This is a genomic window from Cypionkella sp. PAMC25878 (genome assembly GCF_058135695.1).
Map to the genome: position 1 here is coordinate 2,416,227 of NZ_CM176871.1, position 16,045 is coordinate 2,432,271.

Consider the following 16,045-nt stretch of genomic DNA (forward strand, 5'->3'; position numbering starts at 1 on the left):
GACGCCGGGTCCGCAGGGGCCCGGCGTTGATTTTTCTACTGCCCAATGGCCAAAAAGGCCTCATAACAAAAACATATCAGGGGGAAAGACGATCCGATGAGTGCTGGGATTGATCTTCAAAATGTCTGCTGCGACTTTGGCAGCTTCCGCGCGGTTGATAACGCCACTGTGGCGATCAAACCCGGAGAATTCTTTTCCTTTCTAGGGCCGTCTGGCTGCGGCAAGACGACGATTTTGCGGATGATTTCCGGCTTTATCGAACCGACGCAGGGCACAATCCGCATCGGTGACAAGGATATGAAGGGTCAACGCCCGAACCAGCGCCCGACCGCGCTGATCTTCCAGAATTTGGCTTTGTTCCCGCTGATGCCGATCTGGGAGAATATCTCGTTCGGTCTCGAAGTCCGTGGCGTCGACAAAGCCACCCGCCGCGCCAAGGCGCAGGCGCTGCTGGAGATGGTTGATCTGCCCGGCGCTGCCGATAAGATGGTCAGCCAGTTGTCCGGCGGCCAAAAACAGCGCGTCGCCATCGCGCGGGCTTTGGCGGTGGAACCCAAGGTGATGCTGCTGGACGAGCCGCTGTCGGCTTTGGATTTGAAGCTGCGCCAGCACATGCGGGCGGAACTGCGCGCCATTCAAAAGCGCACCGGGGTGACCTTTATCTACATCACCCACGACCAAGGCGAAGCGCTGGCGATGTCGGACCGCGTCGGCGTGATGAGCCAAGGCCGAATCCAGCAAGTTGCCGACCCGCGGGAGATTTACAACAACCCGGTCAATGGGTTCGTTGCGTCTTTTGTCGGTGAAAACAACATCTTTGCGGGCTCGGTCAGCAATGCCTCGGGCGGTATGGCCGGGTTTGACACAGCGCTTGGTCCATTCCGCGCCCGTCTGGGAGAACTCGCAAAGGGCAACAATATCAAGCTCTATGTCCGCCCCGAACATACCGTTCTGTCGGAAACCCAAGCTGCGGAAAACTCGGTGCCGGTGACGGTGTCGGAAGTCTCGTTCGAGGGGGCGTTCATCGCGGTGCATGGCCAAACCACAACCGGCCAGACCATCGTCGCCGAAGTGCGCAATGACGGTTCGGCCACGGTGCCAGAAATCGGTGCGGCGCGGTTTGCGCATTTTGACGCAGCACATGCCTCGATCCTGCCCGACTCAACCGTGGTGGCGTAAATGAGCAATATGATCCGCCGCTACGGCGCAAGTCTGACCCTGCTGATCTGCCTGCTCACCGCATTCTGGCTGCTGATGCTGGTGATCGTGCCGAACATCACGCTGCTGGAAAGCTCGTTCCGCCCCTATCTGCCCGTCACCGAAATTGGCGGCCCGAAAGACCTCTACACCGCCGCCAACTACATGAAAGTGTTCAACGGCGCGATTGAGGTCTCGCCCTTCGGCTTCACCTTCCACATTCCGGTGCATGTGCTGACCTTCAGCCTGACGCTGTTCTACTCGGTGGTGGTCACGGTGATCTGCTTCATGTTGGCCTATCCTTTGGCCTATTTCATGGCGAAAATCCTCAGCGCGCGCTCGCTGCCCACCATGTTCTTGCTGCTGTTCGTGCCCTTGTGGGTGTCCGAAGTGCTGCGGGCGTTTGCGTGGTGGATGATTCTGGCGCTGAAAGGCCCGCTGTCATGGATCTTGTTGAAACTTCACCTGATCGACCACGAGGTGCGCTGGATCACCGGCTATAACGGCGTGATGATCGGCCTTGTCTACACCTATGTGTTGTTCATGATCTTCCCGGTCTACAACGCGATTTCTTCGCTGGATTCCAACCAGATCGAGGCGGCCGAGGATCTTGGCGCCCCGTGGTGGCGCATCCATTGGCGCATCGTGCTGCCGCACGCCAAACCCGGTATCGCAAGCGGCGCGGTGATGGTGTTCATGCTCTCGGCAGGCTCACTTCTGGTGCCGTCGATCTTGGGCTCGACCACCTCGCAATGGTTCACCCAGACCGTGCAGCAATGGATGCTGGATGCGTTGGATTGGAACACCGCCGCCGCCTATGCCTTCTTGCTTTTGCTGATGTGCACCCTATTCGTCAGTCTGGTGATGAAGGTGTTCCGCGTCAAACTGTCCGACATCGCGAATTAAGGGGGGATCACATGCACAAAATTCGCCAAACCCTCGCCCGCGTTTATGCCGGGGCCTTCATCTTCTACATGCTGCTGCCGCTGGTGATCATGTCGGCGGCGGCCTTCAACAACACCGACAAAATCCCGGCTATCGTGCCGTGGAAGGGGGCAACGACGAAGTGGTTCAGCGCCCTTTGGGCCGATGACCGGATGTGGCACGCCTTTCAGAACACCATTTTCGTCGCCATCGCGGTGGCGCTGATCGCGGTGATTGTGGGGACGGCTGCGGCGATCCTGATCAATTCGGTGTCAGGCAACCTGCGCGCGGCTTTGTATGGCACGATGATCTCGACCATCCTGATCCCCGGTGCGGTGATCGGGATTTCCACCATGATCATGTGGACCAAGCTGGGCCACGCTTTGGGCAGTGAGTTCATTCTGTTCAACCCCGGCCTGCATCTGTCGGTGTTGGGGCAGGTCAGCTACATCGCGGCCATCGTGATGCTGCTGGTTTTGGCGCGTCTACAAAGCTTTGATCAGGGGCTCGAGGAAGCCGCCCTTGATCTGGGTGCCAACCATGCGCAAGTGATGCGCCGCATCCTGTTGCCGCATCTTTATCCGGCGATCGGGGCAGGGGCGGCGGTGTCGTTCTTCCAGTCGATCGAGAACTTCAACGTCACCCAGTTTACCCGCGGTGGTGCGGATACGCTGACGATCTATGTGTTCTCCAAAGTGCGCTCTGGTATCAGCCCCACCATCAACGCGCTGGCGTTCTTGTTGATCGTGGTCACCTTGGCGATGGCGGTGCTGTATGAGCTGAAACGCCGCCGCAACGCGAGCGTCGAGGCCGCGCGTGAGGCCGAGGCCCGCCGCGCCGCCGCCTTGGAAGAGGCTGTTATCTAACGTAAAAGGCTCGGAGCGATCCGGGCCTTTTACATTGAAATACGCAGGGAGGGCAAAGCCCCCCGCACCCTCCCCGTGCTTAGAAAAACGCCTGCAACCCGGTTACAGCCCGCCCCAAGATCAGCGCATGCACGTCATGTGTGCCTTCATAGGTGTTGACCGTCTCAAGGTTCACCATATGCCGCATGATCTGGTAATCTTCCTGAATGCCGTTGCCGCCATGCATATCGCGCGCCCAACGTGCCGCATCCAAAGCCTTGCCACAGTTGTTGCGCTTGATGATCGAAATCATCTCAGGCGCCGCATTGGCCTCATCCAACAACCGCCCGACCCGCAACGACGCCTGCATCCCCAGCGAAATTTCCGTCAGCATATTCGCCAGCTTCAACTGATAAAGCTGCGTCTGCGCCAAAGGCTTGCCGAACTGCTTGCGATCCAGCCCGTACTGACGCGCCGCCCCCATGCAGAACTCGGCAGCCCCCAACACGCCCCAGGAAATCCCGTAGCGCGCCCGGTTCAAACAGCCAAACGGCCCCTTCAGCCCTTCAACATGCGGCAGCAAAGCGTCTTCGCCGACTTCCACATCCTTCAAAACAATCTCGCCGGTCACCGAAGCCCGGAGGGAGAGCTTGCCGCCGATCTTCGGTGCCGTGAGACCCTTCGTGCCCTTATCAAGCACAAAGCCCTTAATCTTGCCGCCATGCGCTTCGGATTTCGCCCAAACCACGAACACATCGGCAATCGGCGCATTGGAAATCCACATCTTCGCGCCGTTCAAAACGTAGCCATTGGCGGTTTTCTTCGCCACGGTTTTCATCCCCGCCGGGTCAGAGCCCGCATCAGGTTCGGTCAGGCCAAAACAGCCAATCCACTCCCCCGACGACAGCTTCGGCAGATATTTCATCCGCTGCGCTTCGGTGCCGTAGGCATAAATCGGATACATCACCAAGCTGGATTGCACCGACATCATCGAACGATAGCCCGAATCCACCCGCTCAACTTCCCGCGCGATCAGCCCGTAGGCCACATAAGACGCGCCCAGCCCGCCGTATTGCTCGGGAACAGTGACGCCCAAAAGCCCCATCTCGCCCATTTCGCGGAAGATCGCCGGATCGGTGGATTCCTCGCGATAGGCCGCGATCACCCGAGGTTGCAGCTTTTCCTGCGCATAGGCCCGCGCGCCGTCGCGCAGCATGCGTTCTTCCTCGGTCAGCTGATCTTCCATGCGGAACGGGTCTTGCCAATCAAACCGCCCTAGATCGGGCGCGTCTTTGGCTTTCAGCTTGGGTCTATCGGTCATGGCGGAATCTCCTATGGTTTTGCCGATTATATTGCACAGGCCAGCCAAAACGCCTAACGAGGTTCTGGCAACAAAACATGAGGAAACCTCATATGCTCTCGCGCCGCTATCTGCCCTCAATGCCGTCGTTGCTGGCCTTAGAGGCCGTCGAGCGTCTGGGTTCCGCCTCTGCTGCAGCCGAGGAGCTCAACCTGACGCAAAGTGCGATTTCGCGGCAGTTGCAAGTGCTTGAGGGTCAGTTGGGCCTGTCGCTGATCATCCGCGACAAGCACCGGCTGCGCCTGACCCCGGCTGCGCAAGACTACTGCCGCGAGATCCGCCGTGCTCTGCAGGCGCTGAACCAAGCCAGTCTGACTCTACGCGCCAATCCCAATGGCGGCACACTCAACCTCGCGATTTTGCCGGCCTTTGGCATGCATTGGCTGGCCCCCCGGCTTGCCCGTTTCGCCGCCCAACACCCCGAGGTGACAGTCAACCTCTCGACCCGCCTGCAACCTTTTGACTTTGCCATCAGCCATTTCGACGCCGCCATCCACTACGGTCGACAAGATTGGTCGGGCGTCGATTACCTGCCCTTGATGGCGGAAGACTTGCTGGCCGTTGCTTCCCCCGGTTTACTGAAAACCCCGCTCACCCAAGCCAATGACATTCTCTCATACCCCCTGCTGCAACTCGAAAGCCGAACCGGAGATTGGGGCCGCTGGCTTGCGCATCACGGCCACCCCAACCAACGCCCACCCGCCATGCTGTTCGACCAATTTGCCACCATGACCCAAGGGGCCATCCACGGCCTTGGCTTGGCTTTGCTGCCGCTGTTCCTGATCGAGCGCGAACTCGCCGAGAACCGCCTGACGCCGGTTTTCGGCCCCGCCATCCCGTCGCTTGGCAGCTATTATCTGGTCTGGCCAAAAGACGCCGCGCCGCGTGCGCCGCTCGCATCATTCCGCAACTGGATTGCCGCCGAACGAAACGCCTAGAATTTAGCTCCCTGTATCATCCTTGGGCTGAAATATCCTCAAGGGGGTGCGGCGCGCCCGGAAAGCCTTCCAGTGGAAGGGTTTCAGCGCCGAACGGACGCGAACGCTTTCGCGCCCCGGATAGGCCGTAGGCCGAGGGAGCGGAAGCCCCCCTTGCTTTTGATCAAACGCCCCGGCACTCTCACGCCAAACAAAGAGGCCAAGCATGCACCCCAACCACATCGGCGACGTGTCCTTCTGGTATGCCGACATCGGTCTGCCGCAAACCCGCCGCCCCGCGCTTGCCGAAAACACCACGGCTGACGTGGCGATCATCGGTGCGGGCTTTACCGGCCTCTGGACCGCCTATTATCTGAAAAAGGCAAATCCGGTGCTGAATGTGCTGGTGATTGAGAAAGAATTCGCAGGTTTTGGTGCATCGGGTCGCAATGGTGGCTGGTGCATGGGCACTTTTGCCTGGAACCACGAAGCCTATGCTAAAGCCACCAGCCGCGACTCCGTGCTGGAAATGGTTCGCGAACTTGAAACCACCGTGTCCGAAATCACCCGTATCTGCGCCGAAGAAGGCATCGACGCCGATATCATCCCTTCCGAAGAATTGATGCTGGCGACCAACCCCGCGCAACTGGCGCGGATGCATGAATCCATCGCCCACCATCAGCTTTGGGGCAATGCCCACCGCGTCCGCGAACTCTCGCCTGCCGAGGTCAAACAACGTATCACAGCGCCGAATGTTCTGGGCGCCATGGTGGTCTCTGGCATGGCCCGCATCCAACCCGCCAAATTGGTGCGCGGTTTGGCCGAGGCGTGCGAGCGGATGGGCGTGCGGATTGCCGAGGCGACCGAGGTTCTCTCCTACGACCAGGGCGAAGTCATCACACCGAAAGCCACCATCAAAGCCTCAATCATCCTGCGCTGCACCGAAGGTTTCACCGCCACTTTGCCGGGCCATAAACGCGAATGGTTGCCGCTGAATTCCGCCCAGATCGCCACCGTGCCATTGCCGCCGGAAGTCTGGGAGAAAATCGGCTGGGACGGCCATGAGCTGATCGGCGATATGAACAACGCCTATTGCTACTGCCAGCGCACCCGCGAGGGCCGGATCACTGTCGGCGCGCGTGGGGTGCCGTATAAGTATGCGTCACAAATGGATAAAAACGGCGAACCGGATGCGGAAACCATTCGCCGCCTCACCGAAACCCTGCACACGCATTTCCCCGAAGCCGCCAGCTACCCCATCGACCACGCCTGGTGCGGTGTCATCGCCGTGCCGCGCGATTGGTGCGCCACCGTCGGGCTGGACCGCAAGACCGGCCTCGGCTGGGCCGGCGGCTATGTCGGCACGGGCGTGTCCACCGCCAACCTCGCGGGCCGCACTTTGGCCGATCTCGCCTTAAACCGCGACACCAAAATCGCGAAATTCCCTTGGGTCAACCGCCGCGTGCGGCAATGGGAACCCGAGCCGTTCCGCTGGTTCGGCGTGCATCTGATGTACAAACTCTTGCGCATCGCCGATCAGCGCGAGGCCAAACTCGGCATCCCGCCATCGAAATTCGCAGCCTTTGGCAACTGGCTGACTGGGCGGCACTAGCCCCCAACGCCAGCCAGCCCGATCTACGCCAAACTCCCACGGAAAAACGCTAAGGTCCGATCCCAAGCCAGATCCGCCGCCGCCTTGTCATAACGCGGCGTGGAATCGTTGTGGAAGCCGTGGTTGACGCCCGGATAAATGAACGCCTCATACTTGGTCCCAGCGGCTTTCAACGCCGCCTCATAGGTGGGCCAGCCCTCATTCACCCGGGTATCCAACTCGGCATAATGCAGCAATAACGGGCACTTGATCTTCGCGACATCCTCAGCCTTCGGCTGCATCCCATAGAACGGCACCGCCCCGCCCAATTCGGGATAGGCCACCGCCGCCGCGTTCGACACCCCGCCACCATAGCAGAATCCAGTGATCCCGACCCGGCCGGTGGAGCCTTCATGCGCCATCATCCACTCAATCGCCGCGAAAAAATCGTTCATCAACTTGGTTGGGTCGACCGTCGATTGCAGCGCCTTGCCTTCCTCGTCATTGCCCGGATAGCCGCCGACGCTGGTCAACCCATCCGGGGCCAGCGCCAGAAATCCGGCCTTGGCCAGCCGCCGCGCCACATCTTCAATGTAGGGGTTCAGTCCACGGTTCTCATGCACCACCACCACGCTGGGCAATGTCCCCACCGCAGCCGAGGGCCTCACCAGATAGCCGCGCACATTGCCGTTGCCATTTGGCGAGGGGTAAGTGACGTAATCCGCCACAATATTTGGGTCGTTAAAGCTGACCTGCTCGGCCAAAGCATAATTCGGCGACATGATGTCCAAAAGTGCTGCCGCCGTCAGCCCGCCGACAGTAAACTTGGCTGCCTTATCCAGAAACTCGCGCTTTGAAATCCGGCCATGCGCGTAAAAATCATAAAGCTCCAGCAATTCCGGGTTGAAATCCTTTGCGGTCATTCGGGTCATCGCACGCTCCATGGTTATCAACATGAAAAATCTAGGCCACAGCCTGCATCTGCCCAGTCACGCTTGTGTGATCCGCACAGCTTTGGCGGCATCGCGCCAATTTGCCTTAAATTCTCATCCTCTGCGCTCAAACATCCCGGGGTGAGCCCGCAGGGCGAGGGGCTGGCCCCTCTGCGACATGACAGCCTCTCGCCCCGCCGCAAAACCTGAGCCAGACTTCTTCCATGCAAACCGCCAACCTGCCAAACCCGCTCAACCACCACGTCGCAGGCAAAACCCTGATCGTGTTTGACGGTGAATGCGTGTTCTGCCCGGCCTTCTTCCGTTTCATGCTGCGCCACGATTGTGTGCAAAAAATTCCACTATGCCACTGCGCAAAGCCCGCTCGGCCAAGCGCTTTACACCGCGCTGAACCTGCCTCTGATCGATTTTGGGGACCAACCTCGTGACCACCCACGGCGAGATCAACCAGCGCCTCGATGCCTTCGCCGCGGCAATGGCGGAACTGCCAAGCCCGTGGCGCTGCGCCCGCATCATCCGTTACCTGCCGAAAGCGCTAAAAGACGCGATCTACAAACCGATCGCCCGCAACCGCTACCGCATCTTTGGCCGCTGTGATGCGTGCCTGATCCCCGACTGTGTGTTGGCACTAGAACCTGCAGAGAAGCGGAAATATCCGGAAATTGATGAGAACAGGTGACAATCGTCGTAATTACGGTGGCTTAAGAGCTAATGAATGGCGGGAAGGGGTGCGCGCGGCAGAGTTGGCAGAAAGGCGGCAAATGGCCGGTGACGGTGCGTACATGGCAGTTTCCCCCATTGGCTCGCGGCATATAAGGCACCCTTTAAACGCTAGTAAAATAAAGGTTTTATGTTGGATTCTTGCTCAGTTTAAGCTGCCTTTTGGGGATTTTTGGGTGCCAGTACATGCAGATGGCGTTGCATGTTCGCCCAACCATTTGCATGTAGGATAAGGCATTGATATTCAAACGGAAAATCGCCGCGTTCGATGGAAGCTCGCTCGAGCAATATGCAACAGATTATTTGGCGGGAGCGTCGGATCTGCGTCATGCTTGTAGGAAAATCCATCCCTTGGTTTTGGACGAGTGAAATGTGGGTTTGAAACCGAAGCCGCCAATCGCGCAGGCCAAAGCATGCCCAAACAGACTCGCAGTCGCAATGGAGCTCTCAACCCTTTGCGGTCTTTCGCTCCTGCCGAATGCTGCGCGGCAACGATCCCAAAAGCGTTCCCTCTTTGTTGCCGCAGATACAAAAACTTCACGCCAGCATGCTGGGGCGAGGATCAGTATCACGGAACGCTAGAACCGGTCACTGTCGCGGAAACTCTCGAGCAGAGATCTGGCCCTCGCTCTCAGTTTTTCGTTGGCAGCAGTCTCCGCCAAGTTGGTAATGCGCGCTCCTACCGGCTCATAATCGACAAGCGACGCGATGTTCCTCCGCGCGAGATTGCCGATCTACTCGGGCAGAAAACCGAAAGCATGGCGCATCATTATTCTAGGAATGCGCGCCTTGCAGATAGCAACCGCAAGACCATTGAAACACTAGAGGTTGAGACTGAATGGTGAACAAAAGTTGTCAAACCTTTTCCCAAAACCGTCAAACCGTAAGAAAGGGCATTCAAAATACAAGCCGAATTTATTAGCAATAACAATGGGATGAAGTGGTGCCCGGAGACTGCAACGGATGGCAGTTTCCCTTGCTCTCGCTTGATGTCAGCATGTCTCGTTTCTCTTTTGGAAACATACTGTTGACAGTCTCAGACAGTCTTTCCGCGTGTCATGTGATGCCAATGCGTCCTAAGATAGAAGGGGGACACAAGGGTGGATTGAAAAAGGTCGCATACATGCGTGCAACGAACAGATTGACTGCCAAGGGCATCGCTGCGGCAGCCCAAGGAAAATACGCAGATGGCGGCGGCCTGTGGCTGGTGAAGCGTGAAGATGGCGGCGCGCAATGGGTTTTGCGGGTAACTGTTCACGGCAGGCGCAGAGAGATGGGCCTCGGAGCTTTTCCCGTTGTTACTTTAGCAGAGGCCCGCCGAAACGCGGAGGATGCGCGTTCAAAGGTGCGCGATAATGTTGATCCGATCAAAGACCGAACACGCCTGAAACGAGAGGCCGCCAGAAATCTGCACATTTTCAAAGATATTGCGAATGATGCCTTCGAGAGCCGTAAGGCTGAACTGAAAGGGGATGGAGTAGCAGGGCGTTGGTTCAGCCCGTTGGAACTGCATGTGCTTCCGAAGCTGGGCAAAGTGCCCGTCTCGGACCTTGATCAAATCGACATCCGCGATGCGTTGGCCCCAATTTGGCACAGCAAGGCTGAGACAGCACGCAAGGCGCTAAACCGAATTGGCATCTGCTTGAAGCACGCAGCCGCACTTGGTCTGATCGTGGATTTGCAAGCGCCGGATAAGGCCCGCGCCCTTCTGGGAAAGCCGCGTCACAAGCCCGAACACATCCCGTCTTTGTCGTGGCAGGACGTTCCCACATTTTATGCCAGTCTTGATGAAGGCAGCATTGCCCACCTTGCTTTGCGGTTTTTGATCCTTACCGGAATGCGCTCCGGCCCTGTCCGCTATCTGCACGAAGACCAGATGGTGGGACAAGTCTGGACCGTTCCCGCCGAGCAAATGAAGGGTTTGAAAGACGCGACGCAGGATTTCCGTGTGCCGTTGTCCCCTGAGGCTTTGGCAATCATCGAAGAAGCGCGGAGATTTTCCCGCGACGGATACCTGTTTCCAAGCGTGCGGAAAGGCGTGATTTCTGATGCGACCATGGCTCGGCTGATGGAACGCCGCGAGATGGTAGCCCGCCCACATGGGTTCAGGACAAGTCTGCGGATATGGCTGTCTGAGACCACCAACGCGCCCTACGAAGTGGCCGAAGCCATGTTGTCCCATTCTGTAGGTAACAAAGTGGCCAAGGCATACAACCGCACCGACTTTCTGGAACAGCGCGCGGTCTTGCTGACCCGCTGGGCGCAATTCGTTACCGGCAAGTCATCGGGGCAGGTTGTCCAACTGGCGGTGGGCAATGAGTGACAGGGAGCTTGCGGTGAAACAGGTTGCAACGGGCACCACCGTGGAAACCCGTTCTGACGCCATGTCATCCAGCACAACTATTCGGGTCGTCATCCCGCAAGTGGGGCCATGCGTAACCCCGGAGGAATTTGCAGCGGTCTTGGAAGCGCACCGAAGCGAAGAGTATCGGCGGCTATCTGATGTTGAGGCGTTCCTTCGGCAACTCTCCCCCGCGCTGGACGAAGCCGAACATCATCCGCTTTCGCAAGCGGCATATCTTCACCGTGCCCGAAAACAGATCGACCGGATACATGATTTGACGGCTGGCCTGCCCCCGGAACACACCGAGACCGTCCGGCAGGCGCTGGACCTCGCATTCGGGATCGGGATTGTCATGACCACATCCCGGCTTCGGGACCGACATCTTGCAGAAGTGGCGCGGGAGCATGTGATGCAACGGGCTAGAAAAGACGGAGGGCAACAACGGAGAGGGAAAGTCAAAACCGATACTTTTTTTCTTGTCGAGGCGATGAAGCGCTTGATCGAAAGCGGACAGACTGTTCGCTCGGCAGCTATTGTTCTATCGCGGCGTGATCCCAAGCATTTCGATCCGCTGCGAAAGGGGGTTGCGGCCAGCCCCGACGCTATACGGCAGAGATTTATTGCAAATTTGGCGGCGGAAAAAACTGGAAGGGATCAGTCCTAACCTTCCGGCGTGTAGGTCATCAAGAGATCATGAAACACTAATCAAGGTCTCATGATATGCACGCTAATCACCTTCCCGGCAAACTCGGTTCTGCCCGCGACGTGGCAGATTTCTACGGTATTGGTCTTTCGACCCTTTGGCGCTGGCTAAAGCTGGGCCTGATCCCGGAACCCATTCGCATCGGTCGCCGCACCTTTTGGGAGATGGCTGTTCTGGAACAGCACATCGCAAGCCTGCGCGCCGAACGCCCTGCAGCCTAAAGAAAACCCCGCCGCACAGGATGCGCAACGGGGTCGCTCAATCTGACTGGTTTGCAGGGTCGGATTTTAGCGCAAACTGGGCGTTTCCTCAAGCGGATTTGATAATTCCCAAAGGAAATCAAAATCATGACGATTGAAAGTAACCCTCGCGGGGGTATGAGCTATCATGTCCAGCACCCTGATGATGAAACCCGTCCTGTCTTTTTCGTTGTGCTGCGCCACAGCCGTGAACGGGACACACTTGAAGCCTTGATCCGGGCCGGTGCAGCGGGGTGCAGTTTCTACGATGACCCCGCGCCCCGCTGGGCATCTTCGATTCACCTCCTGCGCAAGCGCGGCATCAACATCGTCACCATCCGGGAGCCTCATGACGGCGAACATCCGGGCACCCACGCCCGCTATCAACTGATTTCGGTGGTGACGCGCGCGCAGCGACCTTGCGCGTCAGAGCCGAGCAATTTGCAACCCGTTGCAGAACTCGGTTTCCAAGTTCGCCAACTTACAAGGGTCGGGGTGTAATGATGAACGAGATTGAGAAAATTGATCACGCGTTGAGAAAGAATCAAGAAATTGGAGTTTTGGAAAAGTTAATAGTCTACCAGTTTATGAGCCGTGTCTGGCGTCGTTACCTCACCCCGTATGAAATCGCCGTAATGACATATTGTGTCGACCGCTCGGTTGGCTGGGGAAAAAATAATTTTACGGCGTGCCATGACAACATTCTTCGTGGCACCGATGACTATGCTGGCATTGGGTTGACCGAGCGCACCAATTACAAGACATTAAAATCTCTTGTGGAGATGGGTCTGATCACAAGAAAGAGCCGTCGAGACCGGGTGACGATAGTGGTGAATGTTGCTTGGCGAGCTGATGAATATTTAACACCGAAAAAGCTGGCCGCAGAGGACAACATAGTTAAGTTCCGACGATAATGCCGGATTTGGTACTCCTAGAACTGCCGGAGATGCAGTTACGACTGCCCCTTTGGCAGTTCTGAACTGCCTGACAGGCACACTGAATACAGTAATAGGAATACAGTATTTTAGAATACCATAAAGACTCCTAGCCGGAGCCGCTGCTTCGCAGCCCTCCGGCGCACTGTTCGAAGAAACAGGAAAAGTTTCGCCGGGAAGAAAGCCTCCTCACCCCCAACCCCCGCTCCTCCGGCAAAACCCGTTTAGCCCGGTGTAATGCCCCGTTCATCAAACGAAAGCCAATTCCCTTGCACAACTTGAGTATCCCAATAGCCGCTCTCTACCTCGCCACCGGAGCCTTCTGGTGGCGGCGTATCGTCTTGCCCGGCCCAACGCGGGGCGAACCCGAAGATTGGCGTGTGTACCTCGCACATTCCGCCCAGCGCGGTGATGTCACGCTGTTGATCGCCAAGGGCACGTTTGTGGTGCTTTGGCCGATTGTGTTGGCCCTTGGCTGGGTTGCGGCGCGGATTGGCTAGCTGAGTCAATTCGCGCCATCTACGCAGTTTTAGGTCATTCCAACCCATTCGCGGCTTGGACCGCTGGCTCAGTCGCTGACACAATTTTTGGCTGTCGTACATCCTAACATATCGTAAGGCTCCCTTAGCGTTGCGCTCCGGGCGTCAGCGGGCGGTGCAGTGCGGGCTGCGGCACTTCGCGGCAGGTTTCTAATGACAGATAGTCAACCGCCAGCCTCTGGTTTCGGTTAGGGCGTAATTTATAATAGTGTTTATTTTCAAATGCTTACTGTGCTAATCTTGGCTATCGAAACCCAAGAGAGATAACCCATATGCTTCCCCACGACCTTCGGGCCTACGTCGAAAACATCGACCCGCTCCTGCCGCGCTGTCGCAGGATGGAACTTGCGATTGGGGTGGGGGTCGGGCTTGGCAACGCGCTTTACGGCTCGCAACAGCAGCACTGGCTGGAATGGCTCGATGATCATGCAAGGCGCGAAGCCGAGGGGGTCGCTGGCCATCGGCCCCGGACTGCGGCGTTCATCTATAATCGGATCATGTGCCCGCCGATGCTCTACTGGCTGGCCGAGGGGGCAGGGGTGCCGGAGGTTTATCTTGATCGCGCCTTTGCCGCTGTCCTGGATGTTCCGCCGCGTCCCGCGTCTCGATGTGCTGCACTGCGCTGGGTCATTCCATGGGCAACGGTCGAGTTCGCGTTGCTGAACGGCGGCGATGCCCGCTAGGTTTGGACCGGATGTTGCAGTCAACTCGGCCAATGTGAAGGCAGATTTGCAACCCGTTGCAGCGGGAGGATGAGCATATCGCGCCCTGTTTCCGGGAACTGCACAGCGAATTGCAAGTAGTTGCGCGGAAGTTCCGCAGGTAATGAAATGTCGTCTTGACGCTTTTCTGTGCCTGACGCTTGGGCCGACTAGCAGTGCTGCCAGCGTTACGCGATCATTTTTGCAACGCGTTGCAACTTTTCCTCTACCGTCTCCGGCATCCCGACGCCCCGCCATAGTGCCGGGAGCAGTTGCTGTTTTGTGCGGCATCCTGCACAAGATGGAAAACGCAGAATGCAGGGGGCGCGGACATGCCGACACTTGATTGGATTGGCAAACAGGCCGTAGTCAACCATCATCGCGAGGTGCCCTATCGGCTGATCCACTGTGACGCGGCGCTGTCTGAGGGCGACCCCGAGGCGGGCAACCTTCTGGTGCAGGGCGATAATCTTGAGGCGTTGCGGGCGTTGCTGCCCTACTACGCGCGCAAGGTGAAGTGCATCTACATCGACCCCCCTTACAATACCGGTAATGAAGGCTGGGTTTACAACGACAATGTGAACTCGCCCGAGATGCGGGAGTGGCTAGGTAAGGTGGTCGGCAAAGAGGCCGAAGACCTGTCGCGCCACGATAAATGGCTTTGCATGATGTATCCGAGACTGCGGCTTCTGCGCGAGTTTCTGCGTGATGATGGCGTGATTTTCGTTTCATTGGACGACAACGAGGCTGCGCACCTTGTTCCGCTAATGGATGAAATCTTTGGTCGGTCCAACTGGGTTGGAACGATTGTTTGGAAGAATGTAACGGACAACAATCCGACAAACATCTCAATAGAGCACGAATACATTGTTTGCTACGCACGCCGTAAGGCTGATCTTGAGCCGGTCTGGAAGAGCCGCACTTCACCCGTTCGAGAAAATATGATTGAGGTCGCTCGTGATCTGATTTCTCAGTTCCCAGATGAATTGCAATTAAATGATCTGAAAGTGGCCTATCGCCAATGGTTTAGAGAACAAAAGCCGTATCTGTGGCCTTTTCAAGAATACGACGAAATTGATCATGGCGGCATATATACGGGTAGTAGGAGCGTTCACAACCCCGGAAAAGATGGCTATTTTTATGATATCCCCCATGAACTGACTGGTAAGCCAACAAAGAAGCCTCTCATGGGCTATCGCTTTCCCGAGGAGACCGCGAAAGACCTTCTTGCGCAGAAGAGATTCATTTTTGGAGCCACCGAAGACAAGATTGTCGAATTGAAACTTTATATTGAGGAATGGAAGGCAAAGCTGCCGAGCCTAATTGAGTTAGATGGCAGGCGGGGGCAAAATGAACTTAAGGCTATTCTCTTTGAAAAGAAGCGGTCTTTCGACACACCACCTAAGCCAGTCGAATTGGTAGCGGATTTGATTAGCTTTGTGGCAGGTGATGGCGATTTAATTCTGGACTCCTTTGCCGGTTCTGGGACTACGGGCCATGCCGTGCTGGACCTTAACAAGCAGGATGGAAAAAGTCGTCGTTTCATTCTGGTGGAAATCAACCCTGACATAGCGGCAGATGTTACTGCCGAACGCTTACGGCGGGTCATCACTGGCCACGACAAGGGTGGCGACCCCGCGAAGCCCGTGGAAGGATTGGGCGGCGGCTTTCGCTTCTGCCGTCTTGGCGTGCCGCTGTTCGATGAGTTTGGCGACATCGCCTCCGAGGTGACATTCACCGACCTTGCCGCCCATATCTTCTTTTCGGAAACCGGCGTGCCCATCCCGCACCGGGCGCAATCGGAATTGTTGGGCGTCCACCAAGGCCGCGCAGTGTATTTGCTGTATGATGAAGCTAACCTACAGACGCCGCGCGAAGCGTCCGGCAATGTGCTGACGCCAGACAGGCTTGCCTCTCTGCCACGGCCCCCAGAGGGCTTCGCAGGCGTGCTGGTTATCTATGCCGAGGGCTGCACAGTGTCTGCCGACCGGCTGCGAGCGGCGGGTGCCGTGTTCAAGCAAATCCCCTATCAGATTGCGGGGGTATGAGATGGCGGCGGTGAATTTTTGCATTACAC

16 protein-coding genes are annotated in these 16,045 nt (G+C 57.4%); 14 read left to right on the plus strand and 2 right to left on the minus strand.

Annotation, left to right across the window (positions count from 1 at the left end):
• Window positions 1-96: 96 nt before the first annotated feature.
• The 3 genes from ACS5RD_RS11675 to ACS5RD_RS11685 are packed head-to-tail and all read left to right on the plus strand — an operon-like array spanning window position 97 to window position 2,987.
• Window positions 97-1,179 (plus strand): ABC transporter ATP-binding protein, encoded by a 1,083-nt coding sequence (locus ACS5RD_RS11675; protein ID WP_489927564.1) that lies wholly within the window; start codon window positions 97-99, stop codon window positions 1,177-1,179.
• The gene (locus ACS5RD_RS11680) at window positions 1,180-2,103 is read left to right on the plus strand and encodes an ABC transporter permease (RefSeq protein ID WP_489927565.1); all 924 of its coding nucleotides are present in this window, start codon (window positions 1,180-1,182) and stop codon (window positions 2,101-2,103) included. It begins immediately after the preceding gene.
• An 11-nt stretch (window positions 2,104-2,114) separates the two neighbouring features.
• Complete coding sequence (locus ACS5RD_RS11685; protein ID WP_489927566.1) at window positions 2,115-2,987, plus strand: ABC transporter permease; 873 nt, start codon at window positions 2,115-2,117, stop codon at window positions 2,985-2,987.
• Window positions 2,988-3,066: 79 nt separating this feature from the next.
• On the opposite strand, the gene ACS5RD_RS11690 is transcribed toward ACS5RD_RS11685, so the two are convergent.
• The gene (locus tag ACS5RD_RS11690) at window positions 3,067-4,287 is read right to left on the minus strand and encodes an acyl-CoA dehydrogenase (protein WP_054007695.1); all 1,221 of its coding nucleotides are present in this window, start codon (window positions 4,285-4,287) and stop codon (window positions 3,067-3,069) included.
• 92 nt (window positions 4,288-4,379) lie between these two features.
• Here ACS5RD_RS11690 and ACS5RD_RS11695 point away from each other — a divergent pair, with 92 nt between their 5' ends.
• Window positions 4,380-5,264 (plus strand): LysR substrate-binding domain-containing protein, encoded by an 885-nt coding sequence (locus ACS5RD_RS11695; protein WP_489927567.1) that lies wholly within the window; start codon window positions 4,380-4,382, stop codon window positions 5,262-5,264.
• A gap of 205 nt (window positions 5,265-5,469) precedes the next feature.
• Window positions 5,470-6,855, plus strand: coding sequence for an NAD(P)/FAD-dependent oxidoreductase (locus ACS5RD_RS11700; protein ID WP_489927568.1), 1,386 nt, complete (start codon window positions 5,470-5,472; stop codon window positions 6,853-6,855).
• A 23-nt stretch (window positions 6,856-6,878) separates the two neighbouring features.
• On the opposite strand, the gene yghX is transcribed toward ACS5RD_RS11700, so the two are convergent.
• Entirely contained in the window at window positions 6,879-7,766 is an 888-nt protein-coding gene (gene yghX / locus ACS5RD_RS11705; protein WP_489927569.1) for a YghX family hydrolase, read from the minus strand.
• A 445-nt stretch (window positions 7,767-8,211) separates the two neighbouring features.
• Between yghX and ACS5RD_RS11710 the strand changes: the two genes are divergently transcribed.
• The 9 genes from ACS5RD_RS11710 (at window position 8,212) to ACS5RD_RS11750 (ending at window position 16,016) form a co-directional block, all read left to right on the plus strand.
• Complete coding sequence (locus tag ACS5RD_RS11710; protein WP_489927570.1) at window positions 8,212-8,466, plus strand: thiol-disulfide oxidoreductase DCC family protein; 255 nt, start codon at window positions 8,212-8,214, stop codon at window positions 8,464-8,466.
• A gap of 1,164 nt (window positions 8,467-9,630) precedes the next feature.
• Window positions 9,631-10,830 (plus strand): tyrosine-type recombinase/integrase, encoded by a 1,200-nt coding sequence (locus ACS5RD_RS11715; protein WP_489931368.1) that lies wholly within the window; start codon window positions 9,631-9,633, stop codon window positions 10,828-10,830.
• Complete coding sequence (locus tag ACS5RD_RS11720; protein WP_489927571.1) at window positions 10,823-11,515, plus strand: hypothetical protein; 693 nt, start codon at window positions 10,823-10,825, stop codon at window positions 11,513-11,515. Before ACS5RD_RS11715 ends, ACS5RD_RS11720 begins: the two co-directional genes overlap by 8 nt.
• 56 nt (window positions 11,516-11,571) lie before the next feature.
• Window positions 11,572-11,775 carry a helix-turn-helix transcriptional regulator gene (locus tag ACS5RD_RS11725; RefSeq protein ID WP_489927572.1) on the plus strand — a complete coding sequence of 68 codons (204 nt, stop codon included), beginning with the start codon at window positions 11,572-11,574 and terminating at the stop codon, window positions 11,773-11,775.
• Window positions 11,776-11,931: 156 nt separating this feature from the next.
• On the plus strand, window positions 11,932-12,294 hold the full coding sequence (locus tag ACS5RD_RS11730) for a winged helix domain-containing protein (protein ID WP_489927573.1): 363 nt from the start codon (window positions 11,932-11,934) through the stop codon (window positions 12,292-12,294).
• A gap of 2 nt (window positions 12,295-12,296) precedes the next feature.
• Entirely contained in the window at window positions 12,297-12,707 is a 411-nt protein-coding gene (locus ACS5RD_RS11735) for a hypothetical protein (RefSeq protein WP_489927574.1), read from the plus strand.
• Between the two features lie 290 nt (window positions 12,708-12,997).
• Window positions 12,998-13,228, plus strand: coding sequence for a hypothetical protein (locus ACS5RD_RS11740; protein WP_489927575.1), 231 nt, complete (start codon window positions 12,998-13,000; stop codon window positions 13,226-13,228).
• Between the two features lie 311 nt (window positions 13,229-13,539).
• The gene (locus tag ACS5RD_RS11745; protein ID WP_489927576.1) at window positions 13,540-13,950 is read left to right on the plus strand and encodes a hypothetical protein; all 411 of its coding nucleotides are present in this window, start codon (window positions 13,540-13,542) and stop codon (window positions 13,948-13,950) included.
• A 350-nt stretch (window positions 13,951-14,300) separates the two neighbouring features.
• Entirely contained in the window at window positions 14,301-16,016 is a 1,716-nt protein-coding gene (locus ACS5RD_RS11750; RefSeq protein WP_489927577.1) for a site-specific DNA-methyltransferase, read from the plus strand.
• The last annotated feature ends 29 nt before the right edge of the window (window positions 16,017-16,045 follow it).